The organism is Nonomuraea sp. NPDC003804, assembly GCF_040610675.1.
Taxonomy (GTDB): Bacteria; Actinomycetota; Actinomycetes; order Streptosporangiales; family Streptosporangiaceae; genus Nonomuraea.
On sequence record NZ_JBEXMT010000046.1, the window covers coordinates 16,006 to 38,241 of the forward strand.

The following is a 22,236-nucleotide window of genomic DNA, read 5'->3' on the forward strand; positions in this document are numbered from 1 at the left end:
TCGGACCGGTTGGGCGCGCGGTCGTCGCGGCGAGGCGGCCGAGCGGCGGTCCAGCCGTACCGGGGCCGCCTCATGTGAAGAACCCGACGATGCTGCGGATGCGGCCACCGGCGAACTCGACGACGTCGTAGCCGGTGGCGACCGTGCCGAGTTTCCAGCTGAACAGCGCGCGGTCGTGGTGGGCGCCGACCACGGTGTCGAGGGTGAACCTCAGGTCGCCGAGCTTCTCCCGGGCACGGCCGATCTCCTCGGACAGTTCGGCGTGCCCACGCAGGCCCGCGTTGTTGGGGTCGGCGTAGAGCGAGTCCTCGGTGAGGACGGACTTCATCAGTGTCATCCGGGTGGCGGCGTCCGGCTCGTTCCAGATGTCGAGGTAGGTGCGGATCACATCGATGGCGCTCACCAGCTGGCTCCTTCCGACGTGGACGTTTGCTGTGGTTGCGGGGTGGGCCCGAGGACGATCAGGCCACAGACGACGGTCGAGAACGGCCGTGACGGGGTCCTTCTCGGGTCACCTTGCTCTACATGCCGTCTGGTTTCTACACGGCGTTCAATTTGCCGCACGACGTAGATTAATCCAACCCAGTAGACTGTCAAGCGTGAGCGACCAGACGATGAGCCGCCGCGACCGGCTACGTGCCCAGACCAGCGCCGAGATCAAGGCGATCGCCATGAAGCTCATGGCGGACGGCGGCCCGGACGCCATCTCGCTACGCGCGATCGCCCGCGAGATGGGCATGACGGCCGGCGCGATCTACAGCTACTTCGCCACCCGCGATGATCTGATCACGACGCTCATCGGCGACGTCTACACCTCGGCGGTCGACGCCGCCGAGGCCGCCCGCGACGCGGTGCCGGAGACCGATCCGGGCGGCCGGATCCTGGCCTGGGCCCAAGCCATGCGCGAGTGGGCGCTGGCCAACCCCGAGGGTTTCCGGCTGATCTACGGCGACCCCGTGCCCGGCTACCGTCCGCCCGACGACGGCCCCGGCAGGCAAGCCGAGGCGCGCGCCTGCAGCGGACTGGTCGGCCTCGTCGCCGCCGCCTGGCCGACGGTCCAGGCGCGCCAACCCGAGGAGGGCGCCTACGACTGGGCGGATTTCGACCCGGAGCTGGTAGCCCATGTCCGGAAGGACTTTCCGGACCTGCCGCCGGCAGGCATCGCGATGACGCTGAGGGTGTGGGGCCGCATGCACGGGCTCATGGCCCTGGAGATCTACGGGCACCTCCGCACCGCCATCCACGACCCGGCCGCTGTCCACCGCGACGAGATGCACGACCTCATCGCCTCGCTCGGCCTCGTGTCCTGACCGCAGCCCACCATCGGCGCCGACCGCCGCCGGCCTCACCCTCCTGAGCACGATCGCCTCACCGGGTCTCATCTCGCCGCCCGGGCCGGCGTCCGCCGAACTCCTCACACATGCGGAAGTCGTGCGGCCGTCACGAGTGAGCGGGACGGGACGTCCACCGCGCTCGCCAGGTGATCCCCCCTGCGAGGTAGGTCCTCCCCCGTACGGGGGAGGACGGCCGGCGACGGCCCCGGCAGAGTGGCAGGGTGACTGAGGAGCCGCGCACAGATGCCATCGCCTGATCTGCCGCCGTCCAAGGGCCAAGAGGTCCAGCGAACGTTCAACAGGATCACGGACTACTACGACCGGATGAATCGCCTCATGACGCTGGGGCGACATGCCGCCTGGTGTCGTGACGTCGCAGTGAGTACGAAGGTCCCTTCAGGTGGAAGCGTGCTCGATGTCGCCACCGGAACCGGCGTCATCGCTCTTGCCGCACTGCAGAAGTATCCGAACGCGACCATCCATGCCGTCGATTTCTCCGAGCGGATGCTGACGGAAGCCGCACGCAAACCGGGGGCCTCGGCCATCAGGTGGCAGCACGCGGATGCGAACGATCTGCCCTTCGGCGACGAGTCCTTCGACGCCGTCACGCATGGCTACCTCCTCCGCAATGTCGCGGATGTCGAGCGCGTGCTCGAAGAGCAGTACCGGGTGCTCAAACCCGGAGGCCGGGTCGTCATTCTGGAGACCTGCCCGCCACGAGGACCACTCCGTTACCCGGTGACTCTGGGTGTTCGTGTTCTGATCCCCCTGCTCGGCCAGATGATCGCCCGCGATCGCGAGTCATACGCATACCTACAGGAATCCACACTCGGGTTCATGACTCCGCAACAGGTCGTCGCGATCCTTCGCCGAGTCGGGTTCGCCTCCATCGCGTGGAAGAAGAAGTTCTTCGGCACCCAGATGATCATCTCGGCCCGGAAACAGTAGCCGCCGGAGGGTCTCGCCGTTCTTCCGCTCGATCGGGCCGGCCGAGATGGTCCTTGGTCCGGACAGGCATGGGGGTCACACCGCGGCCTGCGGGGCCACCAGGGGCGGGTCCGCTGGACGTCGGCCGGGCCGGGCGGCCCGCTGAACGAGGAGCGCCGGCTGGACCGACTGCCGGCAGGCGCTGCTGGGCGGGCGCTGCCGGCCGGGCGCTGCTGGCGGGCGGGCGGTGACGGGGAGAGGGCCGGCCACACGCGCCCGTGGCCGGCTGCGCACGCGTCACAGGTCGGCGGCGATGATCTTGTCGATGTTGCGTTCGGCCAGCGCCGTGATGGTGACGAACGGGTTGACGGTGGTGTTGCCGGGGATCAGCGAGCCGTCGATGACGTACAGGCCGGGGTAGCCCGCGAGGCGGCCGTAGTTGTCGGTGGCCTTGTTCAGCACCACGCCGCCGAGCGGGTGGTAGGTGAGGTGGTCGCCCCAGATCTTGTAGATGCCGAACAGGTCGGTCCGGTAGATCGTCCCCTCCTTCGCGTTGATCTTGTCGAAGATCGTCTTGGCCATGGCGATCGATGGCTGCTTCCAGGCGGTCTGCCAGTTCAGGTCCACCGTGCCGGTCGCGGCGTTCCAGGTGAACTGGGCACGGTTCGGGTTCTTGGTGATCGACAGGTAGAAGGAGGCGTAGGTCTCGATTCCGGTGGGCAGCGGCGCCACCTCGGCGAAGGCGCCTCCGGCGGCCCAGTTGTCGATGCCGCTGCAGGGGATGGTCGACTGGAGCTTGCCGGTCGGGTCCCACAGATGGTTGGCGCGGCCGCACATGACGTTGCCGTTGTCGCCCCAGCCCTTGCCGACCTCGTCGTTCAGGCCGGGCAGCGCGCCGGTGGCCTTCAGCTTGACCAGCAGCTTGCTGGTGCCGACGCTGCCGGCGGCGAAGAACACCCGGTCCGCGGTCACGGTCTTGGTGGCCGTGGTCTCACCGCCGGTGTCGATCTGCTCGATGACGACCGTGTAGCCGCCGCCGGAGGCGGGGGCGACCGAGGTGACCTTGTGCAGCGCCGAGATGGCGACCCTGCCCGTGGCGTTGGCCTGGGCGAGGTAGGTCCGCTGCAGCGACTTCTTGCCGTGGTTGTTGCCGTAGAGGATCTCGCCGGCCAGCGCGGACTTGGTGACCGTACCGGCGGCCTCCTGTTCCATGTAGTCCCAGTCGTACACGTCGGGCACGAAGACGAACGGGAAGCCGGACCGCTGGGCGTGCTTGCGGCCGACGCGGGCGTACTGGTAGTAGGGGGTGTCCTCGAACCAGGCCGGATCCACGGTGCCGACCCCGAGTCCGGCGTTGGCGCGCGGGTAGTAGACGTCGTACATCTCGTCGGCGTTCACCGACGGGAGGACCGCGCCGAAGTTCTCGCGCCGGGGAGTGACGGCCATGCCGCCGTTGACCAGGGAACCGCCGCCGACGCCGCGTCCCTGGTAGACCGTGATGCCGCTGAAGTCCTCGGCGTCCAGGATCCCGGTGTAGCGGGGGATGTCCCTGTCGATCGGGAAGCCCAGGAAGTAGTTGAGCGGCGCCTTGGTCCTGGTGCGCAGCCAGTAGGAGCGGTAGTCGGGCTGAAGCGTGTTGCAGAAGATCTTGCCGTCGGAGCCGGGGGTGTCCCAGGCCATGCCCATCTCGATCATGTGGACGTCGACGCCCGCCTGGGCGAGGCGGAGAGCGGCGACGGCGCCGCCGTACCCGGTGCCGATCACCAGGGCGGGCACGTGCGCGCCCGAGGCGATCGGGGCGGGAACGGCGGCCGCGCGGGCCGCGGTGGCGTGGCCGCCGAGGGCGGCGGCTCCCAGCAGGGATCCGGTTCCGGCGATGAAGCCGCGACGCGAGATGCCGGTGGTGGTCGGGGGTCTGCTCCTCATGCGGTGCTCCTCACTCTCGCAAAACGAGAAAACGGTCCATATCTCGTCGCGCCTGGAGTCACTGCTGTCGGGTCAAGAGGGACGTACGGCGCGGGGCGACGCGCCGCTGGGCAGCCTGCACACGGTGTCGAGGCCCAGCACCCGGTTGAGCCGGCCGAACGCCAGCCACGAGCCGATGCTCATGCTCAACTCCACGATCTCGAGCTGGCTGTAATGCGCGGTCATCCTTGTCCAGAACTCCTCGTCCAGGCCGTGGTGATCCAGCGCGTACCGCTCGGCGTACTCGGCGGCCAACCGGGTGCGATCGTCGAAGGCGTCGGTGGTACGCCACTGGGCCACCGCGTCGGCGAACTCCGCCTCGACCTTCTCCCCGTCCCGCTCGGTCCGCCAGTCGAGACAGAAGACACAGCCGTTGATCTGCGCGATCCGCAGCCGCGCCGCCTCGAACTCGCGCAGGCCGAGGGTCGTGTGGGCGTAGACGGCCAGCGAGAAGTTCGAGGCCGCGACCCCGATGCCGGGGACCATCTCGCCCCACACGTACTCGATCGCGTCCTTGCCGTCGGGGATGTCGATTCTCATGGCCGTTTCCTTCCGAGTCTGCCGACGGCCGGGCGCAGGGGGACGTCGAGCGCGTCGTACAGCCCTGGTTCCGCGTTCACGAGCCAGTCGATGGCGCCCACCAGCCGGCCGACCGCGGTGGCGTTGCCGCCCGCCGACCGGTTGCCGCCCTCGTCGGTGGCCTCGACCGTGACCTCGATGCGGGGGCGGCCCTCGATGACGACCCGGTGCGCCCCCTCACCGTCGGGCGGCGACGGCCAGTCCGGCGCGCAGGACGGGTGGATGCGGGTGACGTGCTCGATGACGATGCGCGGCTCGCCCTCGACGACGCCCTGCACCTCGAAGCGGACCGCGCCCTGGGTGCCGGCCTGGAACTCGCCCATCGAGCTGGTGCCCACCGTGGCCTCGAGCGGGCGCCGGTCCACGGTTTCGCGGATCTCGTCGAGTTCGACGCCGAGGGCCCTGGCCATCAGCCGTACCTGGCCGCCCCACACCATGGTCGGCACCGTCGGCGCGATCATCGGCGGCTCGTAGTCCATCGGCTGGCCCATGCCGACGATGTACCGGACCGCGTCGGGCTGGTCGTAGGTGGAGTAGTCGAAGATCTCCTGGCAGCGGACGGCGTCGATCGTGGTGCCGAGCCCGCTGATCAGCAGGGGCAGCACGTCGTTGCCCCAGCCGGGGTCGACGCCGGAGACGAACAGCGAGCCTCCGCCGTCCGCGATGGCGGCCAGCACCGGCTCCCGCAGTTCCGGCGGGGCGTTGCGCTGGTCGTAGAGCGCGTAGAGCGAGGGGGTGACGACCACGGCTCCGGCCCTGATCGCCCTGACGATGTCGGCCAGCGCCTCGTCGGGGCGGATGTCGCCGGAGGCCGCGTAGACCACGGCGCGCGGGCGGGTGGACAGCACCGCCTCGACGTCGTCGGTCGCGGCGACGCCGAGCGCGTGGTCGAGGCCGCCGAGTTCGCCCGCGTCGCGGCCGACCTTGCCGGGGTTGTGGACGAGTACGGCCGCGAGGCTGAGCGCCGGGTGGGCCTCGACGGCGCGGATGGCCGCGCGGCCGACGTTGCCGGTGCCCCAGACGATGGTGGGCGTCATGGGCGGAGCGTAGCAAGCGCTTGGTTAGGTGTATAGTGCCCGCTCCGCCCCGCCTCAGAGCATGAAGATCCCGCGGTCGACCAGGCCGTTCCCGACTCGGCAGGAGACCAGCAGGTCGACGTCACCGCGCGACGTGCCCGCCGCATCCGCGAGTCAGGACCGGGCGGGCGCTAGTGTCGTGTCCCTGAGTGCGTGTGTTTCCAGCTGAAGGGGCGAGTGTCAATGATCTTCATCACCGCGAGGTTCCGCGTACGGCCGGAGCACGCCGACCGGTGGCCCGAGATCGTGGACGAGTTCACCAGGGCGACCCGGGGCGAGCCCGGCTGCCTGTGGTTCGACTGGTCGCGCAGCATCGAGGACCCTGCCGAGTACGTCCTGGTCGAGGCGTTCCGTGACGACGACGCGGGCGCCGCGCACGTCCAGTCGGAGCATTTCAGGAAGGCTCAGCAGACGCTGCCCGGCTACCTGGCGCAGACGCCGCGGATCGTGAACGCGAAGCTGGATCAGCAGGACTGGTCATTGCTCGGCGAGATGGCCGTCTCCCGAGACGACGCCTAGCGCCGGGGCCGCGGGTGGCCGCCCGCCGAGGCGGCGGCTCTCCGTTCCTGTGATCGTCCCACTCGTCGCCTGCGGCGGCCGCGCGGCGCTCCTGCCGGGCCGGCCCTACGCGAGCTAGCCTGGCAGGGTGAGCATTACCGCAGGTAGCTACACGTTCGGACCTGAATCCGGGCGGCTCCTGATCAAGACGACGCGTAGCGGGCTGGGCGCGAAGGCCGGCCACGATCTCACCATCGCGGTCACCCGCTGGCGCGGCGATGCGACCATCGACACCACCGACCCGGCCGACTGCTCCGTGACCGTCGAGGCCGACGTCGAGTCGCTCGACGTCCAGGAAGGATCCGGCGGCGTCAAGCCGCTGACGAACTCCGATCGCGAGGAGATCAAGAAGATCATTCGAGAGAAGATCCTGCACACCGCGCGCCATCCGACGATCACGTTCCGCTCGACACGGGTCAACGGGACGGCGGAGTCGTTCCGTGTCGAAGGCGACCTGACCATCGTCGGGGCCACCCAGCCTGTCACTCTGCAGGGCTCACTGGCCGAGGACCGGGTTCGCGGCTCGGCGACCATGGTGCAGTCCCGCTGGGGGATTCGGCCCTACTCGGCCTTCCTCGGCGCGCTCAAGGTGAGCGACGAGGTGGGCATACAGTTCGACATCGGCCTCGTGTCGAAGCAGTGACCTGGCCGGACCCCCGTCCGGCGCGAGACCCGGCTGACGAGGGACCGGCTCAGGGGGCGATCGGCAGCTGTCGCTTGTGCTCGGTGAGCCGGTAGCGGCGGACGATCGCCTCGAAGGCGGCCTCACCGACCGGCTTGCCTTCCAGGAGGTCGTCGATCTCGTCGTAGGTGACGCCGAGCGCCTCCTCGTCGGGCCTGCCCGGGTTCAGCGTCTCCAGGTCAGCGGTCGGGGTCTTCCGAACCAGCGCGGGCGGCGCGCCCAGAGCCTGCGCCATGGCCCGTACGCGCCGCTTGGTGAGGCCGGTGAGCGGAACCACGTCGGCCGCGCCGTCGCCGAACTTGGTGAAGAAGCCGGAGACCGCCTCGGCGGCGTGGTCGGTGCCGACGACCAGGCCTTCGTGCGCGCCCGCCACCGCGTACTGGGCGATCATGCGCTGCCGGGCCTTGATGTTGCCGTGCACGAAGTCCTGGTGGTGGGCATCACGGAAGACCATGCCGCCGGCCAGCACCGCCTCCAGGGCGGCGTCGCCGGCGGACTTCACATCGACGGTCATGACCCGGTCGGGCCGGATGAACTCCAGCGCCAGCTGCGCGTCCTTCTCGTCGGCCTGCGTGCCGTACGGCAGCCGCATCGCGAAGAACGTCGCCTCCCGCCCGGCGGCACGCACCCGCTCGACCGCGAGCTGGCACAGCCGGCCCGCGGTCGTGGAGTCCACACCGCCGCTGATGCCCAGCACCAACGACCGCAGGCCCGTGGAGGTCAGCTGGTCGGCGAGGAAGGCCACCCGGCGCTCGATCTCCTGCTGTACGTCGAAGGACGCGCTCACCTGGAGATCCCGGGCGATCTCCTGCTGCAGGGACATGGACGCCAAGTCGGTCACGGTCGCTCCGGGGTCGGGCTCTGGGGCAGGGTCGGCACGCGCCACCGGCCGGGGCCGCCGGCGCGTGCAGGGGACGGAAGCACTCTAGAGGACGGCTGCGAAGACCTGCTCAAGGCCTGCGACGTGGTGGCCGCCGTCCTCCTCCGGGAGAGGCGGGCGGCATGCCGCGGATTCCTGGAGCTGCTGTTTGCTGGCGGAGTTGCGCCTTCTTGAAATAACCCGGGCCTGGCTGGTCGCCGCCTTGGGGGGAATGTTCATGGGGGTGGTGTGGCGGCTGACCGGGCACAGTTTCGGCACGCATATCACGGGTCTGGCCGTTCTCCTGGGCGGAACAGTCGCTTACCCTTCGGCCGTCATGGTGGCCGTGCCTGGCACTCCTGTCGTATGGCGTGTTCTGCCGCCGGCACTGTTCGCCGGACTCTTCTGGTTCGTCGCGTAACCTCGAACCGGCGAGCCGTCTTCGGCCTCGGACCGCGGATCCCACAGCTCGCCCGACGTCCGCGCCCGGGGTTCACAGTCCGCTTTCATACCCGCACGTGGTCGGCTCACACAGCGCTCTCACGGGATTGTCCCCTTTAACCGTTATATCACCATATAGCGGGCGAAATTCCACCCCGGCGGCCAGCCAGACATTGATGCCAATCGGACACTAAAGAGCGATACCTGCAAACCAAAGAGGTTTGCTGACACTTGTACACACGGCAAACAGAGCACCCGGACACCGTCGAAACAGGTTTCCCTCTTGGGCAGCGAAACAATGAATTGTCTGAGAAAGGCGGGAACCATGTGGTTGATACGATTCTTGGCAGTGATTTCGGCCATGACCATGAGTTCTACCGAGGACATGGTCCCGGCTTCGCTTGCGCGGCCCGGCGACGTCGATCCGGTAGGGCCCGGCGGCTGGTGGAACCTCAGGTTCCAGGACGAGTTCGATGGATCCTCCGTTGACGGGTCGAAGTGGCAGTTCCGCTCGACGGCCGAGTCCGACTGGTCCGACGAGCCGTACGGCACCGGAAATCCCGACAGCAAGCAGATGGAGTTCGACCGGCCCGAGAACTGCTCGGTGGGCGACGGGGCACTGACGATCACGGCCGAGCCCGCCAAGATCCGATCCCAGTCGGGGCACCGGTACAGGTGGTCCAGTTGCCTGATCACCTCCACCGGGCCCGGGGGCTACGCCTTCCGGTTCGGGTACATGGAGATCAGGGCGATGCTTCCCCAGTCTCCGGGATTCTGGCCGTCGTTCTGGACCTGGCAGGCGTCCGACAACGGACATCGAACCGAGACGGACGTCTTCGAGTACTTCTCCGACAACCACCAGCAGCTGTACCACTCCTGGCACTGGGGCGAAGACCATGGGTGCACCCACCGGCCCGCCTTCGATCCGAGCGCCGGCATGCACGTCTACGGGGCCGACATCCACGAGTCAGGGACGGACTTCTACGTCGACGGGCAGCACGTGTGTCACGCCGAGGGCACCCCTCCTGGACCGGCCAACCTGGTGGTGAGCAACTTCGTCTACTCCGGAGTGCCGCCCGCGCCGGAGTCGTCGGGGCGCATGGTGGTCGACTACGTCCGCGTGTGGCAGAGATAGGAACGCGTTCCCCGCCGGCCCGACCCAGACGGCCCGGCCGCCATGGAGGCGCGCGTCACACTCCACTTGCGGACCACGGTCCGGTTACGCCACAATCGGACCACAGTCCGATTGAAGGAGTGCACCATGATGAAGAAGGTCCTCGTCGCCCTGTCGGCCGCGGTCCTGGCCGCGATCACGACGGGGTCGGCGAGCTCGGCCACCGCGCAGGACCCGGTCACGTACCACCATCACGTTCAGGGCAAGGGATCCCCCTGCAAAGGCCTGGCGGGATGCACCTACGTCCAGCTCAAGGGAGACCCGAAGGCCGGACCGTCGGAGGCGATGTTCACGCTCAAGGCCGGCACGCCGTTCTCCCCCCACTGGCACACCAGCCCCGAGCACGTGGTCGGCGTCTCGGGCACCATGCTGTGGAACGTCAAGGGCCACAAGAAGACCTACCGGGTCGGCGCCGGCGACTTCCTGTACTACCCGGGGGAGGCCGTCCACTGGGGTCGCTGCGCTCCCGGCGCCGACTGCACGTACTACGTCTTCGACGAGCTGCCCTACGACTTCCACGCGGCCACCCGCTAGGGGCTCCCTCCCACATCAGGTCCAGGAAGCGCACCACACCAGGCGGCAAGGGCCCTGCCGTCTGCCCCGGCGCCTCCGGCGAGCACGCTCGCCCTGCGGGCCGGCGAGAAGGCCGCGCCCTCCTGACCGGCGTCCAGAGCACGCCCGCCGTCCCGGAATCGCCGCAGGTCGCCGGGCGGCCCAGGGGGTTGCGACGTGCCGGGATCCGCGCGGCGGTCAGATGCTGCCCCTGCGCTCGACGACCAGGACGCGCGCCTCCGGTGCGGGGTGCGCCAGGTGCTCGTCGCCGGGTTCGGCGTAGCAGATGCGGCCGGGAGTGAGCCGTTCGACGTGTTCCTCGCCCTCGTGGCGGTAGTGCATGTCGACGGCGCCGTCGAGAACGACGAAGACCTCCGGCCCGTCGTTGACGTGCCAGACATAAGGCTGATCCGTCCAGTGCAGCCGTACGGTCGCATCGTCGATCTCGGTGACGTCGAAGGCTCCCCACGGCCGCTCGGCGGTGTAGGAACGGGCATCGAGGAAGAGCATGAGGTCCTTTCCCTTGTTCGCGTGCTCGGACCTCGTCGTCCGGGTCCGGCGCTGAGCCATCAGCTTGCTCCACGGCGCCGCCCGCCACGAGTAGCAGGAATGCCCATATCCGTAAGAATGCTGCCATGCATCGTGTCATGGCGCTGGTCGTGCCCTCCGTCGTCGCATTCGATCTGGTGATCCCGGCCGAGGTCTTCAGCGACCGGGACCACTACGCCTTCGCCGTGTGCGCCGAGTCGCCCGGACAGGTGCCCTCGACCACCGGTTGGGACATCCACGTCCCGCTGGGCCTGGACGCCCTCGCCACGGCCGACACCGTCGTCGTGCCGGGCTACGCGCCGCTGGACGAGCCTTCCCCACCGGTGCTGGACGCGTTGCGCGCCGCCGCCGGGCGTGGCGCGCGGATCGTCTCGGTGTGCACGGGCGCCTTCGCGCTCGCCGCCGCCGGCCTGCTGGACGGCCGCCGGGCGACCACGCACTGGATGGACGCGCCCGATCTGGCGGCCCGCCACCCGGCCGTCAACGTCGATGCCGACCTGCTGTACGTCGACAACGGGAACGTCCTGACCAGCGCCGGTTTCGCCGCCGGCATCGACCTCTGCCTCCACCTGGTGCGGAACGACTACGGCCCGCAGGCCGCGGTTCGGGCCGCGCGGCGCCTGGTCGTCGCGCCCCACCGCGACGGCGGCCAGGCACAGTTCCTGGAGCGCCCGGTACCCCCCACCGGCGCCGGAATGGCGGCGGTCTGCGCGTGGGCGCTGGACCGGCTGGCCGAGCCGTTGACCGTAGCCGATCTCGCCCGCCAGGCGGGGTTCGCGCCCCGCACCTTCGCCCGCCGCTTCGTCGCGGAAACGGGCACCACCCCGCTGCGCTGGCTCGCCGCGCAACGCCTCCTCGAGGCCCGGCGGCTCCTGGAGACCAGCGATCTGTCGGTCGACGAGGTGGCCCGGCGCTGCGGCCTCGGTACCGCCGCCAACCTGCGGCTGCACCTGTCCCGCGATGCGTCCACCACGCCCACGGCCTACCGCCGCGCCTACCGCGGCCGGCCGGCCACGTGACCGACGCATGCGCGGGGGCCGCGTGGCCCCGGAGGCCGTCTCACCTCCTGGGAGAAGCCGTCTCACTTCCTGGGAGGAGACCCCACACGAGATATGAGCCCGGTTCGCCCATCCTCCAACCCTTGTCCCGCGCTGGGTGGGAGCACATGCCCGCCGTCGCCGACGTTTTGTCGCAGGGCGCTGCTATAGATTGCGCCATCACCTGACATACACAGAAGCAGGATGTTCGATGGCATCGGTAGTGTTTCGCGATGAGACGGCGACAGGCCGGGCGTTGGAGGAGTTCTCCCTGCCCGGTTTGCCCGAGCGGATCTCGGCCCGGGAGCTGGTACGGCTGCGCGTGCGCGCGGAGGTGGCCCGCCACAACGCCACCCCGTCCCAGCACTTCCGCGGCCTGGTCAAGCCCAGTGACGCCGAGGCCGAGCTGAACGGCTACCGGATGCGCACCGCCCGCAAGCTCGACTGGGAGCGGCAGGCCGACGCCGCCGAGGCCGCGTTCGCCCGCAACGGGTTCCTGCTGCTGGTCGGCGACCGCCAGATCGAGGACCTGGACACCGAGATCGACCTGACCACCGACCCGGTGGTGTCGTTCGTCAAGCTCGTTCCTCTGGTCGGCGGCTGACCAGGGGATTCTTGACGCGCACCTCTGCATCGTGCCCCGCGGCTCGGCCGACCAGGTCTTCCTGCCCTTCGAGGAGGACGGCGGCATGCTGTCGATCACCACCTCCAAGGCCTTCCTGCCGGTCGCCGACACCGCGATCATCGACCCGTCCATCACCCGCCAGATCCACCCGTGACAGGAATATCAGCGTGCCCCTCTCCCCCCTCGCGGAGCGCCTGCTCAAGCTGCTCAACGGTTCCGCGCCCGACGCCACCCACTGGCCCGCCGCCTCCCAGCTGACCACCGCTCTGGGCCGGCCAGGTGACAGCGCGGTCGTCGACCACACCTGGCGCAACATGGTCGTCCCGGCCCGCGAACTCGTCGGCCACCTCCTGCGCGAGACACATCATCGGCCCTTCGCCCTGCTGGTGGCGGCAGGGATGGCGGACATGGATGCCGAGGTGAGAGCGCAGCTCGCCGAAACGCTCGGCCCGATCGCGGTCTCCGAGATGGACCTGCTGCTCGGCTGCGACGTGGAGTTGCGTGCCCTGTTCGCCGAGGCTGTCCGGGACCCTCAATTCGGCACCCCACGACGGGCCGGCCTGGCCGAATGGCTGCACGGCCTGCCCGGCTATCCCGCCTTCGCCCGCACCGCCCTGGACCAGGCCGACGCCCGCGTCGCCGCCATCCACTCCGGCGAGATCCCCTACCAGGCGGAGAAGGCGTTCGACGACCGGGAGAAGGAGACCCTCGGGCGTGCCGTACGGCTGGCGCTCTTCAGCGACGAGTCCTGGCTGCCCAGCCTGCTGGACCGGCTGCTGCGCGGCGTCGCGGTGGCTCCCACCACGGCCAAGACCCTCCCCTCCCAGGGGCTGCTGTTCGAGATCGGCCGCGCGGTGGAGGACCACCCGACTCCCGAGGCGATCTCCTCGCTGCGCGCCGCCCGCCAGATCACCCGGCATGCCGGGGTGCCCAAGCAGCTCGACCGCATGTTCAAGCGCATCGAGCCCGCGCTGGCCGAGCGGCTGGAGGTGGCGTTCCGGCTGCCGGACGGGCGAGTACGGCAGGCGTTCGGCGAGCACACGGCGGTGATCTCGATCGACGGCGAGGCCGAGCTGTCATGGTGGCACGGTGACAAGAAGCTCAAATCGGTCCCGGCGGCCGTCAAGCGGGAGCACCCCGACGAGGTGAAGCGGCTGCGCGAGCAGGTCAAGCTGGTCCAGCAGCAACAAGCGACCCTGGCCAGGGCACTGGAGGCGGGCTACGCGGCCGAGACGGCTCCGCCGTACCGGCGGTTGGAGGGTCACCCGATCACGCAGCGGCTGATCTGGGAGTTCGAGATCACACCCGGCGTGTGGCGCAGTGAGCTGGGACTGACCAGACCGGATGTGCCAGTGCGGCTGTGGCATCCGGCGCGCGCCGCGGTGGAGGAGGTGCGGGCCTGGCGCGACGTCGTGGAGGGCAAGGAACTGCGCCAGCCGTTCAAACAGGCCTTCCGCGAGGTCTATCTGCTCACGCCCGCCGAGGAGGAGACGCACGACCATTCGAACCGGTTCGCCGGACATGTGGTGCACTACCGCAGGCTCCGCGCACTGTTCAAGAGCCGGGGCTGGACGTCGAACTTCCTGGGGCCATGGGACGGCGGCTTCGACGGCGGCGACGCGCGGCGGCTGCTGGCAGGCGGGCAGTGGCGGGCGACGCTGGAACACAGCCTCTACGACGAGGGCTACGCGCTCACCGAACGGGTCCACTTCCACCGGCTGGTCGAGAGCGGGTGGCATCAGGCGCCGCTGACCGAGGTCCCCGCGCTGGTGTTCAGTGAGGCGATGAGGGACGTGGACCTGTTCGTGGGGGTCTGTTCGATAACATCCGACCCGCAGTGGGCCGACAGCGGGCCGGACGAACTGCAGACCTACTGGCACACCGGTTCGTTCGCTCCGCTCGCACCTTCCGCCGAGGTGCGCCGGGACGCGTTGTCCCGATTGCTGCCGCGCCTGGCCATCGCCGACCGCTGCACGTTGACCGACCGCTTCCTGGTGGTCCGCGGCGACCTTCGCACCTACAAGATCCATTTGGGGTCGGCGAACATCCTGATGGAGCCCAACGACGCCTACCTGTGCATCGTCGCCGGCCGCGACCCCCAGGCCGGGCTGTTCCTGCCCTTCGAGGAGGACGGTCGGTTGGCGCTCATCTTGTCCAAGGCGTTCCTGCTGGCCGCCGACACCGCCATCACCGATCCGTCGATCACCCGCCAACTCCAGCCTTGACCGACACCAAGGGGCGGGGCACACTCGCGCCCCGCCCCGGCTGCACAGGTCAGGATGGGGCGGGCGGGACACCGTCGGGCTCGGTCAGCGCGGGATGCTCTCGTCACCCCCATCGGAGACCCGCACCATCCTGGGCGACGCTTCCGGAAGCCGAGCCGCCGGCCGGCCTCCTCCATCGCCAGCAGGTCGGCGTGGACCAGCCGTCTCCCCTGGACTCGTCCCTGGGTGCAGGCGTGGCCGACAACCTCCTCGCCGAGCAGGACCACCGCGCCGATCGGCAGCTCACCGGCCGCCAGCCCTTCCTCGGCGACCGCGATGGCCGGCCCGACCAGTTCCTCCAGGCTCACCGGAGCACCCGATAGCCGTGATCACCGAGCACCAGCGCGGTCGCAGGGAAGAGCGGTGTCGGCAGCGCGTCCGGGGCGAACCAGGCCCATCGGGCGAAGACCTCCGGTTCGGTGATGTACGGCTCCGCCACACCTGCGGACATGGCCACGGCGGCTGTCACCCGGACCGCGCCGCCGGGGTGATCCAGGAGCACCGCGGTGACCACGGGCACGCCCGCGTTGCTGATCCCGGTCTCCTCGGCAAGTTCGCGTACGGCTGCCGCCTCGAAGCTCTCGCCCGGTTCGACCGCCCCACCGGGCAGGCACCACGACGGCTCCTCACCGGCCTTGATCCGATGCCCGAGCAGGATCCGCCCACGGGCGTCTGTGAGGACGACCCCGACCCCGACCATCCGTTCGGCACGAAAACCATGGGCGCTGTGAACCGGCACGAACGGAACAATAGTGGCGGCATGAAGTGGGAGGCGGCGGGGGATCGGACTCAGGTCGAGGAGACGTGGTCACCCGCCGACCACGATGGGCAGTGCGGCCCCCGATGCCGAGATGCGGGACTGGTACCGCGAGCGCTGCTGTCCACGGTCGACGAGATCATTGTCGGGGCGGACAGCGCACTGGAGGACACGGTCGAGGTGGTGCTCGAAGCGAGCGAGCTTCCCTCGGCAGAGGTCACGGAACCCGCGTGACCAGGAGCCGCCGCCGCATCAGCTCGTAGGAGGCTTCCTCCGGCTCACAGTCGAGGGCGGCAAGAGCGGCTTCGAGGCGTTGAAATGGACGACGGACGGCCTCGGGGCAGCCGAACTGGGCTTCGAGGTTCATGATTTCGCGGTAGGCCTCCTCGATGTTCGGCTCGACGGCCCCGAGCTTCTCGAACCATGTCAGCGACTCCTCGCCGTCGTCGGTGAGCCCGGCCCGCCGGGCAGCGCGTCGGCGGCTTGGCAGCGAGAGTGATCAAAGGCGCGCGATCAAGCAGCCGACCTGATCACCAGGGTGATCGCCAAGGGCTGCCTCCGGCGTACAGAAGCATCACCGCACGGGCAAGCCGGTGACCGCCCGCCCGATGATCAGGCGCTGGATCTCCGAGGTGCCCTCGAAGATGGTGTAGATCTTGGCGTCGCGGTGGAAGCGTTCCACCGGGTGCTCGCGGGTGTAACCGGCGCCGCCCAGCACCTGGATCGCCTGTTCGGTCACCCATACCGCCGTCTCGCCCGCCACCAGCTTGCACATCGAGCCCTCCGCGCGGTCGAACGGCCTGCCGTTCCTGGCCATCCACGCCGCCCGCCAGGTGAGCAGGCGGGCCATGTCCACGCGCGTCGCCATGTCCGCGAGCAGGAACGCGATGGCCTGGTTCTCGCCGATCCTGCGCCCGAACTGCTCGCGCTCGCGGGCGTAGTCGCGGGCGTACTCGTAGGCGGCGCGGGCGATTCCCACGGCCATGGCGGCGACGGACGGGCGGGTGGTCTCGAACGTGCGCATGGCCGCCTGCTCCCCCGCGCGCTCGCCGCTGCGGACGCGGGCGAGGCGGGCGTCGAGCTTGTCCTGCCCGCCGACCAGGCAGGAGGCGGGCACCCGGACGTCCTCCAGGACGACCTCAGCGGTGTGGGAGGCGCGAATGCCGTGCTTGCGGAACTTCTGCCCCATGGACAGGCCCGGCGTGCCCGGCGGGACGACGAACGAGGCCTGCCCCCTGGCGCCGAGCGCCGGGTCGACGGAGGCGACGACGATGTGCACGTTGGCGATGCCGCCGTTGGTGGCCCAGGTCTTCACGCCGTTCAGGATCCAGTCGCCGGAGGGATCCCGTACGGCACGCGTGCGGACGGCTCCCACGTCGGAGCCGGCGTCGGGCTCGGAGACGCAGAAGGCCCCGAGCTTGACGTCGTTCTCCGTCCCGAACATCTGCGGCAGCCACTCCCCCATCTGCTCGGGGGTGCCGCCGGAGGCCAGGGCGGCGGCGGCCAGGCCGGTGCCGACGATGGACAGGCCGATGCCCGCGTCCCCCCAGAAGATCTCCTCGAACGCCACGGGGAGCGCGAGGCCGCTCTCCTCGAACCACTGGGTGGCGAAGAAGTCGAGCGAGTACAGGCCGACCTTCGCGGCTTCCTGGATGACGGGCCAGGGGGTTTCTTCGCGTTCGTCCCACTCGGCGCCTGCGGGGCGGATGACGTCACGGGCGAACTCGTGCACCCATGTGCGCACGTCACGGACGTCGTCGCTGGGTTCTGGACAGAAGCCGGCCATACCACTGCTCCCACTCAAATGGTGATATTTCCGGCTCCCGCCCCAGCGGACGTTACCGGCGGTAACATCACTGACTGTACCCGCCGGTACGGCAGGCCGCCACTGCCGGGGATCGGTCAGGCGGGCCTGGAGCCGGCGCTGGCAGCGGCCCCTGGGTGGGCGGTGATGCCGGCGAGACGATGCGGTCGCGCTCGGAAACCCAGAGTCGGGGGCAGCGTCTTGATGGGAGCGTCTGGCGCCCACCGGCGCCGATGTGCCCACGGCACTTGCGGGAGACGGTCGGGGGTTGGGGGCCCGACGCATACGCGAGGGCTGCTCAGGTGGGGTCCGGTACGTGCGCGAGGCGGTCGCGGGGCCCGGCGTATGCGCGAGGGCGTCGCAGGTGGGATCCAGTACATGCGCGAGGCGGTCGCAATGGGGGTGAACCCGCGACATGAAGCGCGTGGGTCGGACGGGGCGGCCGGCCGTAGGGGCTGACCAGGCGTCTCGCGCATGGCCTGCCACGCTCGCTTCGAACGGCGGTGGCCTGCCGCGAGGGTGCGTCCGTTCAGGGACGGCGGCCTGCCGTGATCGCCCTCGACGCCAGCACCGCCAGGGCCGCGACGACCATCGCGCCCGCCAGGCCGTACATCAGCAGGTTGAAGCCGGTGAACGTGGCCGCCGCCAACGGCCCCAGGCTGCTGCCGACCGCCAGGAAGAAGGAGAAGAGCGCCAGGGCGGTGCCGCGAGAGCCCTCGGCGAGCGCGGCGATGGACTCGTTCAGTGCGGGCAGTCCCGCGGTGATCGCCGCGACGCAGAGGGCGAGCAGGACGGCCAGCCCCACCGCGCCCGGCACGGTGGCGCCGGTGACGGCGAGCACCGCGGCGCCCAGCAGCAGGAAGGCGGCGGCCCGGACGGGTGCGCCGAGGCGCGCCAGCCATGGCGTGAGGAGCGGGACCCAGGACATGGGCACGAAGGACTCGACCGCCGCCACCCGCGCCGCGCTTCTGAAGGCCGCGCGGGAGGAGTTCGCCGCCCACGGCCTGGCCGGGGCGCGCGTCGACCGCATCGCCGAACGGGCGGGCGTCAACAAGGAGCGCATCTATGGTCATTTCGGCACGAAGGTGGATCTCTTCAATGCCGTGATCACCGACGCGCTCGACGACCTCACCGAGCGGATCGCGCTGCCCAGCGACCCCGTCCAGTACGTGGCCGAGCTGACCGACTACTACCGCGAGCACCCCGACCTGGTGCGGCTGCTCATGTGGGAGGCGCTGAACTTCCGCGGCCCCGAGCTGCCCGGGTTCGAGGCGCGGGTGGCGCGCTGCGGGAAGAAGACCGCGTCGCTGGCGGCCGGGCTCGACAGGGAGCCGTCGCCCGAGGTGGCCAGGCTGCTGTTCACGCTCACCGGGCTGGCGCTGTGGCCGTCCATGATGCGGCAACTCGGCCGGATCATCCTGGGCGACGACGTGGAGGACGAGGCGGCGGGGCGCGACCAGATCGCCGCCTTCGTCGCCGCCGCGCTCAAGGGCGGCGCGCCCTGACCGATCACCCGATCACCGGGCGACGACGTCGACTCCACCCGGCTCACCCCGGGCGTCCCTGAGCGCGCGGCCGGCACACGCCCGGCGCACCCCTGACCGCACACCGGGCGCGACCCGGACCGGACGGCCGGCATGGGCGCGGCGCTCCCGCCGCGGATTGATGCGCGGCGACCGGCCCGATCCGGCGCGCCGCGTGCGGTTACCGGCCGTGCACGCTGACTGTGTATCCACCATCCCGTACGGCTCGCCGTCCCGGGTGCTGCGACCGACCCGGTCCGGCGCAGTTACTGGCCGTGCACGCTGACCGCGTACCCCCCATCCCGGTACGGCTCGCCGTCCCAGGTGGCGAAGCGGTCCCGCAGCCGTAGCCCAGCGGCCGCGCACCAGGTGTCGTAGTCGTCGAGCGTGAATGTCGGGCGTACCGGCAGGTGATCGGCGTCGAGCCCGAATCCGGCCACCAGCAGGCCGCCGGGGTGCAGCGCGTCGGCGAGGCGGCACACGGTCTGAGGCTCGCTGCCCTCGGCCAGCAGCGGGATCACGTTGCCCGCCGCGACGACCAGGTCGAAGCGCTCGGGAAGGTCGAACGCGGCCAGGTCGGACTCGATCCAGGTCAGCTCCGGCGCCCTGTTCCTGGCGACGGCGAGCATGGAGGGGTCGAGGTCGACGCCCACCACTTCGTAGCCCTGCTCGGCCAGCCAGATCGCCACCCTGCCGGTGCCGCATCCCGCATCGAGGACCCGCGCGCCGGGCGGCACCAGCGCGGCGCAGAAGCGCGCCTCTCCGTGGACGTCGGCACCCGTGGCGGCCAGCGCCGTGAAGCGTCCGTCATAGGCCTCGCCCAGCTTTCCACCGGTCAGGTCACGCCATCTGCTCATGCGGCCCATTCTGTACGGCCCGCCCCGGCGCTCCGCCCACCGGTCCCCCATACCGCGGCCCATCGATCCCGCAACCCAGGGCCGCCGATCCGGCATATCGCGATCCATCGGTCCCATATGCCGCGGGCCGCCGATCCCCCATACTGCGCCCATCGCTCCCACATACCGCGGGCCGCCGATCCCCCATACTGCGCCCATCGCTCCCACATGCCGCAGGCCGCCCGTCCCGCACGCCGCGGTGCGCGCGAGTCGCGAGCCGTACGGCCGAAGCCCCTCCCATCGAACCGGGGAAGGAGCCCGACGGCGCGCCCCCGGCCCGACCCGATGCTCCGCCTCGCGCTCACCGGAGTCCCGCAGGTCAAGCGGCGGTGGGCCCACAGCCGGAGGGGCGGGGTCCTGATCCCGCGCGAGGCCCGAGCGTGCCGGTGCGCGGACCGGTGAAGCCGGCATGGAAGCGGACCGGTGAAGCCGGCATGGAACCTGTATATCCACACCGGAAGCGGCCCGGTCTGTCGACTACTGGCGCAGGTCAATGGAAATGTGCGGGGACAGTGCGCGGAGGAAGTCCGGCGCGTCGAAGACCGCACCCGCGGAGGCGACACCGACCGTCCTGGTCCGTCCCGTGAGGATGCGGGCGACCGCTTCCACCGCGAGCGGCGCGGTGACGGCGTAGATGTCCTGGCCTCTGGCCACAGCGCGCCGTTCCATGCCGCCGGAGCGCACGACGACGTCGACGAGGAAGGTCTGCGCCGACCGCCCATGCTCGTCGACCGTGGCCGGCGTCGGTGTGTCCGGGGCCAACACGTCTCTGGCCGCCTCGACCGTCATGTAGGTGCGCACCTCAGGAATGGACAGGTGGCTGGGGATGGTGACCACGTCGGCCATCGTGAACTCGCCGATGACCGCCCGGGTGCCCAACGGGTCGGGAAACGGCCAGTCGAGGGTCGGCGGGTCGTCATGGCGGTACTCCAGCTGTCCGTTGGTGTATCGAACGCGGCGTCCGCCCCGCCGCTGCCGGGAGACCGCGCCCGCGGCACGCGTCCCGGCGGTGGGGTGCCAGTTGCTCAGCCCGTACGCGATGTGCGCTTCGTCGGCCGTGGTCCAGTCGCCCATGGTCGCGGTGGCCAGCAGGTCGCCGAGGCCGCCGTAGAAGGCCATCGCGGGGACGATCACCGCTCCCGCGTCGCGGGCGCGGTCGGTGAAGTGCGCGAACGTGTCGACGTTGGCCTCGACTTCGGCCGCCACGTCCACATACGGGATCCCGGCGCGCAGTGCCGCCTCGATCACGGGGGCGGCGGTATCGGCGAAGGGCCCGGCACAGTTGATCACGGCCGCCGCACCGGCCAGTGCGCGGTCGAGCGAGGCCGGGTCGTCGACCGACGCCGGCCGGGCCTCCAGGCCGGATTCGGACGCCGCCAGCATCTTCAGCCTGTCGGCGTCGCGCCCGGACAGAACCGGAACGAACCCGCGCTCCAGCAGCTGTGCCACCACGAAACGCCCGGTGTGCCCGTACGCGCCGAACACCGCCACCGTGTGCCCCGATCCCATGGGTGGTCCCCTGTCCTCGAATGATTGGTTGCGGACATCCTGGCGAAGGCCGGCATCCCACCGCGAGTGTCCGGAACGCCATGACACGTACAATTCCGGACATGGGTACTGTCGCGCTGGCCGTCACCGACGGGATGCTGCACTTCGAGCTGTCCGTGGCGTACGAGATCTTCGGCGCCGCCCCGGACGGCGTGGCAGGCCCCTGGTACAGCGTCGCCGTCTGCGGGCCGGGCTCCGTACGGGCAGGCAGGTTCCGGCTGGAGCCCGACCACGGTCTTGACCGGCTGCCGGACGCCGACACGGTGATCGTCCCGGGCTGGGCCGACGTCGACGAGGACCCACCCGCCGACCTGGTCGACTCGGTGCGCGCGGCCCACGAGGCAGGCGCGCGCGTGGCCTCCCTGTGCACGGGTGCCTTCGTGCTGGCCGCCGCCGGCCTCCTGGACGGGCGGCGCGCGACGACGCACTGGGCGCACACCCACACCTTGGCCGCCCGCTACCCGCAGGTGAAGGTGGACCCGGACGTCCTCTACGTGGACAACGGCAGCGTGCTCACCTCCGCCGGTAAGGCCGCCGCCGTGGACCTGTGCCTGCACCTCGTCCGCCTCGACCGCGGCTCGGCGATCGCCAACGTGGTCGCCCGCCGCCTGGTCGTGCCGCCACACCGGGACGGGGGCCAGGCGCAGTTCGTCACCACCCCGGTGCCCGCCCCGGACAACCACCCGCTCGCCGAACTGTTCCCCTGGGTGATCGAACGGCTGGACCGTCCGCTGACCGTGGAGGACCTGGCCCGCCAGGCGCGGATGAGCTCGCGCAACCTGGGCCGCCATTTCAGGTCGGTGACGGGTACGACTCCGCTGCAGTGGCTGCTGACCCAGCGGATCCGCCACGCCCAGGAGTTGCTGGAGACCACCGACGACAGCATCGACACCATCGCGGCGGCCACCGGCATGGGCACCGCCACGACGTTGCGCCGGCACTTCAACCGCACGGTCGGCGTGCCCCCGGACACCTACCGCCGCACCTTCCGCTCGCGGACCCGCCCCGGCCCCGACGACAGCGGCCGGCACCACCAACACCCCTGAGCCTTTTCCCGGACAACGCTCGCGGTGTCACCGTCAGCGC

Annotated in this window: 27 protein-coding genes; 15 read left to right on the forward strand and 12 right to left on the reverse strand. The window is 70.4% G+C overall.

Annotation, left to right across the window (positions count from 1 at the left end; translation table 11 throughout):
• Positions 1-70: 70 nt before the first annotated feature.
• Positions 71-403: a nuclear transport factor 2 family protein gene (locus tag ABZX22_RS41250; protein WP_354921408.1), complete on the reverse strand. Its 333-nt coding sequence runs from the start codon at positions 401-403 to the stop codon at positions 71-73.
• Between the two features lie 196 nt (positions 404-599).
• Here ABZX22_RS41250 and ABZX22_RS41255 point away from each other — a divergent pair, with 196 nt between their 5' ends.
• Together ABZX22_RS41255 and ABZX22_RS41260 are read left to right on the forward strand one after the other, a co-directional pair.
• Positions 600-1,310, forward strand: coding sequence for a TetR/AcrR family transcriptional regulator (locus ABZX22_RS41255; protein WP_354921411.1), 711 nt, complete (start codon positions 600-602; stop codon positions 1,308-1,310).
• A gap of 267 nt (positions 1,311-1,577) precedes the next feature.
• On the forward strand, positions 1,578-2,282 hold the full coding sequence (locus tag ABZX22_RS41260; RefSeq protein WP_354921414.1) for a ubiquinone/menaquinone biosynthesis methyltransferase: 705 nt from the start codon (positions 1,578-1,580) through the stop codon (positions 2,280-2,282).
• 276 nt (positions 2,283-2,558) lie between these two features.
• Here the strand turns inward: ABZX22_RS41260 and ABZX22_RS41265 are convergent, their stop codons facing one another.
• The 3 genes from ABZX22_RS41265 to ABZX22_RS41275 all read right to left on the reverse strand — a co-directional run bounded on the left by ABZX22_RS41265 (position 2,559) and on the right by ABZX22_RS41275 (position 5,842).
• Positions 2,559-4,187, reverse strand: coding sequence for a GMC oxidoreductase (locus tag ABZX22_RS41265; RefSeq protein ID WP_354921417.1), 1,629 nt, complete (start codon positions 4,185-4,187; stop codon positions 2,559-2,561).
• A 72-nt stretch (positions 4,188-4,259) separates the two neighbouring features.
• Positions 4,260-4,766: a carboxymuconolactone decarboxylase family protein gene (locus ABZX22_RS41270; RefSeq protein ID WP_354921420.1), complete on the reverse strand. Its 507-nt coding sequence runs from the start codon at positions 4,764-4,766 to the stop codon at positions 4,260-4,262.
• Complete coding sequence (locus tag ABZX22_RS41275) at positions 4,763-5,842, reverse strand: dihydrodipicolinate reductase (RefSeq protein ID WP_354921423.1); 1,080 nt, start codon at positions 5,840-5,842, stop codon at positions 4,763-4,765. Before ABZX22_RS41275 ends, ABZX22_RS41270 begins: the two co-directional genes overlap by 4 nt.
• Before the next feature lie 222 nt (positions 5,843-6,064).
• Here ABZX22_RS41275 and ABZX22_RS41280 point away from each other — a divergent pair, with 222 nt between their 5' ends.
• On the forward strand, positions 6,065-6,400 hold the full coding sequence (locus ABZX22_RS41280) for a putative quinol monooxygenase (protein ID WP_354921426.1): 336 nt from the start codon (positions 6,065-6,067) through the stop codon (positions 6,398-6,400).
• A 127-nt stretch (positions 6,401-6,527) separates the two neighbouring features.
• Complete coding sequence (locus ABZX22_RS41285; RefSeq protein ID WP_354921428.1) at positions 6,528-7,082, forward strand: YceI family protein; 555 nt, start codon at positions 6,528-6,530, stop codon at positions 7,080-7,082.
• Between the two features lie 49 nt (positions 7,083-7,131).
• Here the strand turns inward: ABZX22_RS41285 and nadE are convergent, their stop codons facing one another.
• A complete protein-coding gene (nadE, locus tag ABZX22_RS41290; protein ID WP_354921561.1) occupies positions 7,132-7,944 on the reverse strand; it encodes an ammonia-dependent NAD(+) synthetase in 813 nt (270 codons plus the stop codon).
• Positions 7,945-8,149: 205 nt separating this feature from the next.
• On the opposite strand from nadE, the gene ABZX22_RS41295 reads away from it, so the two are divergent.
• From ABZX22_RS41295 to ABZX22_RS41305, 3 genes are all read left to right on the forward strand, one after another.
• Entirely contained in the window at positions 8,150-8,401 is a 252-nt protein-coding gene (locus tag ABZX22_RS41295; RefSeq protein ID WP_354921430.1) for a hypothetical protein, read from the forward strand.
• Between the two features lie 381 nt (positions 8,402-8,782).
• On the forward strand, positions 8,783-9,556 hold the full coding sequence (locus tag ABZX22_RS41300) for a glycoside hydrolase family 16 protein (protein WP_354921433.1): 774 nt from the start codon (positions 8,783-8,785) through the stop codon (positions 9,554-9,556).
• Positions 9,557-9,682: 126 nt separating this feature from the next.
• Entirely contained in the window at positions 9,683-10,129 is a 447-nt protein-coding gene (locus ABZX22_RS41305) for a cupin domain-containing protein (protein WP_354921435.1), read from the forward strand.
• 216 nt (positions 10,130-10,345) lie between these two features.
• On the opposite strand, the gene ABZX22_RS41310 is transcribed toward ABZX22_RS41305, so the two are convergent.
• Positions 10,346-10,657: a hypothetical protein gene (locus tag ABZX22_RS41310; protein WP_354921438.1), complete on the reverse strand. Its 312-nt coding sequence runs from the start codon at positions 10,655-10,657 to the stop codon at positions 10,346-10,348.
• Between the two features lie 125 nt (positions 10,658-10,782).
• On the opposite strand from ABZX22_RS41310, the gene ABZX22_RS41315 reads away from it, so the two are divergent.
• The 5 genes from ABZX22_RS41315 (at position 10,783) to ABZX22_RS41335 (ending at position 14,945) form a co-directional block, all read left to right on the forward strand.
• Positions 10,783-11,715, forward strand: coding sequence for a helix-turn-helix domain-containing protein (locus ABZX22_RS41315; RefSeq protein WP_354921441.1), 933 nt, complete (start codon positions 10,783-10,785; stop codon positions 11,713-11,715).
• 229 nt (positions 11,716-11,944) lie between these two features.
• Complete coding sequence (locus ABZX22_RS41320; protein WP_354921444.1) at positions 11,945-12,337, forward strand: hypothetical protein; 393 nt, start codon at positions 11,945-11,947, stop codon at positions 12,335-12,337.
• A gap of 31 nt (positions 12,338-12,368) precedes the next feature.
• Positions 12,369-12,512 carry a hypothetical protein gene (locus tag ABZX22_RS41325; RefSeq protein WP_354921447.1) on the forward strand — a complete coding sequence of 48 codons (144 nt, stop codon included), beginning with the start codon at positions 12,369-12,371 and terminating at the stop codon, positions 12,510-12,512.
• Positions 12,513-12,525: 13 nt separating this feature from the next.
• Positions 12,526-14,583, forward strand: a complete 2,058-nt coding sequence (locus tag ABZX22_RS41330; RefSeq protein WP_354921450.1) for a DUF4132 domain-containing protein — start codon at positions 12,526-12,528, stop codon at positions 14,581-14,583.
• Positions 14,584-14,816: 233 nt separating this feature from the next.
• Positions 14,817-14,945, forward strand: a complete 129-nt coding sequence (locus ABZX22_RS41335) for a hypothetical protein (RefSeq protein WP_354921452.1) — start codon at positions 14,817-14,819, stop codon at positions 14,943-14,945.
• Here the strand turns inward: ABZX22_RS41335 and ABZX22_RS41340 are convergent.
• On the reverse strand, positions 14,927-15,361 hold the full coding sequence (locus ABZX22_RS41340) for an NUDIX domain-containing protein (RefSeq protein WP_354921455.1): 435 nt from the start codon (positions 15,359-15,361) through the stop codon (positions 14,927-14,929). The two genes, ABZX22_RS41335 and ABZX22_RS41340, sit on opposite strands and share 19 nt — an antisense overlap.
• Positions 15,362-15,382: 21 nt before the next feature.
• On the opposite strand from ABZX22_RS41340, the gene ABZX22_RS41345 reads away from it, so the two are divergent.
• Entirely contained in the window at positions 15,383-15,613 is a 231-nt protein-coding gene (locus ABZX22_RS41345) for a hypothetical protein (protein WP_354921458.1), read from the forward strand.
• Here ABZX22_RS41345 and ABZX22_RS41350 read toward each other — a convergent pair.
• From ABZX22_RS41350 to ABZX22_RS41360, 3 genes are all read right to left on the reverse strand, one after another.
• On the reverse strand, positions 15,597-15,746 hold the full coding sequence (locus ABZX22_RS41350) for a hypothetical protein (RefSeq protein WP_354921461.1): 150 nt from the start codon (positions 15,744-15,746) through the stop codon (positions 15,597-15,599). The genes ABZX22_RS41345 and ABZX22_RS41350 overlap by 17 nt on opposite strands.
• Positions 15,747-15,953: 207 nt before the next feature.
• A complete protein-coding gene (locus ABZX22_RS41355) occupies positions 15,954-17,165 on the reverse strand; it encodes an acyl-CoA dehydrogenase family protein (RefSeq protein ID WP_354921464.1) in 1,212 nt (403 codons plus the stop codon).
• 547 nt (positions 17,166-17,712) lie between these two features.
• Positions 17,713-18,111 carry a hypothetical protein gene (locus ABZX22_RS41360; protein WP_354921467.1) on the reverse strand — a complete coding sequence of 133 codons (399 nt, stop codon included), beginning with the start codon at positions 18,109-18,111 and terminating at the stop codon, positions 17,713-17,715.
• Between ABZX22_RS41360 and ABZX22_RS41365 the strand changes: the two genes are divergently transcribed.
• Entirely contained in the window at positions 18,110-18,688 is a 579-nt protein-coding gene (locus ABZX22_RS41365; RefSeq protein ID WP_354921470.1) for a TetR family transcriptional regulator, read from the forward strand. The genes ABZX22_RS41360 and ABZX22_RS41365 overlap by 2 nt on opposite strands.
• A 284-nt stretch (positions 18,689-18,972) precedes the next feature.
• Here ABZX22_RS41365 and ABZX22_RS41370 read toward each other — a convergent pair whose 3' ends face one another.
• Complete coding sequence (locus ABZX22_RS41370) at positions 18,973-19,563, reverse strand: class I SAM-dependent methyltransferase (RefSeq protein ID WP_354921473.1); 591 nt, start codon at positions 19,561-19,563, stop codon at positions 18,973-18,975.
• Between the two features lie 516 nt (positions 19,564-20,079).
• Complete coding sequence (locus ABZX22_RS41375; RefSeq protein ID WP_354921476.1) at positions 20,080-21,111, reverse strand: saccharopine dehydrogenase NADP-binding domain-containing protein; 1,032 nt, start codon at positions 21,109-21,111, stop codon at positions 20,080-20,082.
• Between the two features lie 101 nt (positions 21,112-21,212).
• On the opposite strand from ABZX22_RS41375, the gene ABZX22_RS41380 reads away from it, so the two are divergent.
• Positions 21,213-22,196 (forward strand): helix-turn-helix domain-containing protein, encoded by a 984-nt coding sequence (locus ABZX22_RS41380; protein WP_354921479.1) that lies wholly within the window; start codon positions 21,213-21,215, stop codon positions 22,194-22,196.
• Positions 22,197-22,236 lie beyond the last annotated feature (40 nt).

Coding starts and splice junctions, on each gene's coding strand:
- ABZX22_RS41345 (WP_354921458.1), top strand. CDS start 15,383: ATGAAGTGGGAGGCGGCGGGGGATCGGACTCAGGTCGAGGAGACGTGG.
- ABZX22_RS41305 (WP_354921435.1), top strand. CDS start 9,683: ATGATGAAGAAGGTCCTCGTCGCCCTGTCGGCCGCGGTCCTGGCCGCG.
- ABZX22_RS41300 (WP_354921433.1), top strand. CDS start 8,783: ATGACCATGAGTTCTACCGAGGACATGGTCCCGGCTTCGCTTGCGCGG.
- ABZX22_RS41380 (WP_354921479.1), top strand. CDS start 21,213: ATGGGTACTGTCGCGCTGGCCGTCACCGACGGGATGCTGCACTTCGAG.
- ABZX22_RS41350 (WP_354921461.1), bottom strand. CDS start 15,746: ATGAACCTCGAAGCCCAGTTCGGCTGCCCCGAGGCCGTCCGTCGTCCA.
- ABZX22_RS41310 (WP_354921438.1), bottom strand. CDS start 10,657: ATGCTCTTCCTCGATGCCCGTTCCTACACCGCCGAGCGGCCGTGGGGA.
- ABZX22_RS41365 (WP_354921470.1), top strand. CDS start 18,110: ATGGGCACGAAGGACTCGACCGCCGCCACCCGCGCCGCGCTTCTGAAG.
- ABZX22_RS41275 (WP_354921423.1), bottom strand. CDS start 5,842: ATGACGCCCACCATCGTCTGGGGCACCGGCAACGTCGGCCGCGCGGCC.
- ABZX22_RS41260 (WP_354921414.1), top strand. CDS start 1,578: ATGCCATCGCCTGATCTGCCGCCGTCCAAGGGCCAAGAGGTCCAGCGA.
- ABZX22_RS41360 (WP_354921467.1), bottom strand. CDS start 18,111: ATGTCCTGGGTCCCGCTCCTCACGCCATGGCTGGCGCGCCTCGGCGCA.
- nadE (WP_354921561.1), bottom strand. CDS start 7,944: ATGTCCCTGCAGCAGGAGATCGCCCGGGATCTCCAGGTGAGCGCGTCC.
- ABZX22_RS41320 (WP_354921444.1), top strand. CDS start 11,945: ATGGCATCGGTAGTGTTTCGCGATGAGACGGCGACAGGCCGGGCGTTG.
- ABZX22_RS41265 (WP_354921417.1), bottom strand. CDS start 4,187: ATGAGGAGCAGACCCCCGACCACCACCGGCATCTCGCGTCGCGGCTTC.
- ABZX22_RS41270 (WP_354921420.1), bottom strand. CDS start 4,766: ATGAGAATCGACATCCCCGACGGCAAGGACGCGATCGAGTACGTGTGG.
- ABZX22_RS41315 (WP_354921441.1), top strand. CDS start 10,783: ATGCATCGTGTCATGGCGCTGGTCGTGCCCTCCGTCGTCGCATTCGAT.
- ABZX22_RS41280 (WP_354921426.1), top strand. CDS start 6,065: ATGATCTTCATCACCGCGAGGTTCCGCGTACGGCCGGAGCACGCCGAC.
- ABZX22_RS41375 (WP_354921476.1), bottom strand. CDS start 21,111: ATGGGATCGGGGCACACGGTGGCGGTGTTCGGCGCGTACGGGCACACC.
- ABZX22_RS41355 (WP_354921464.1), bottom strand. CDS start 17,165: ATGGCCGGCTTCTGTCCAGAACCCAGCGACGACGTCCGTGACGTGCGC.
- ABZX22_RS41370 (WP_354921473.1), bottom strand. CDS start 19,563: ATGAGCAGATGGCGTGACCTGACCGGTGGAAAGCTGGGCGAGGCCTAT.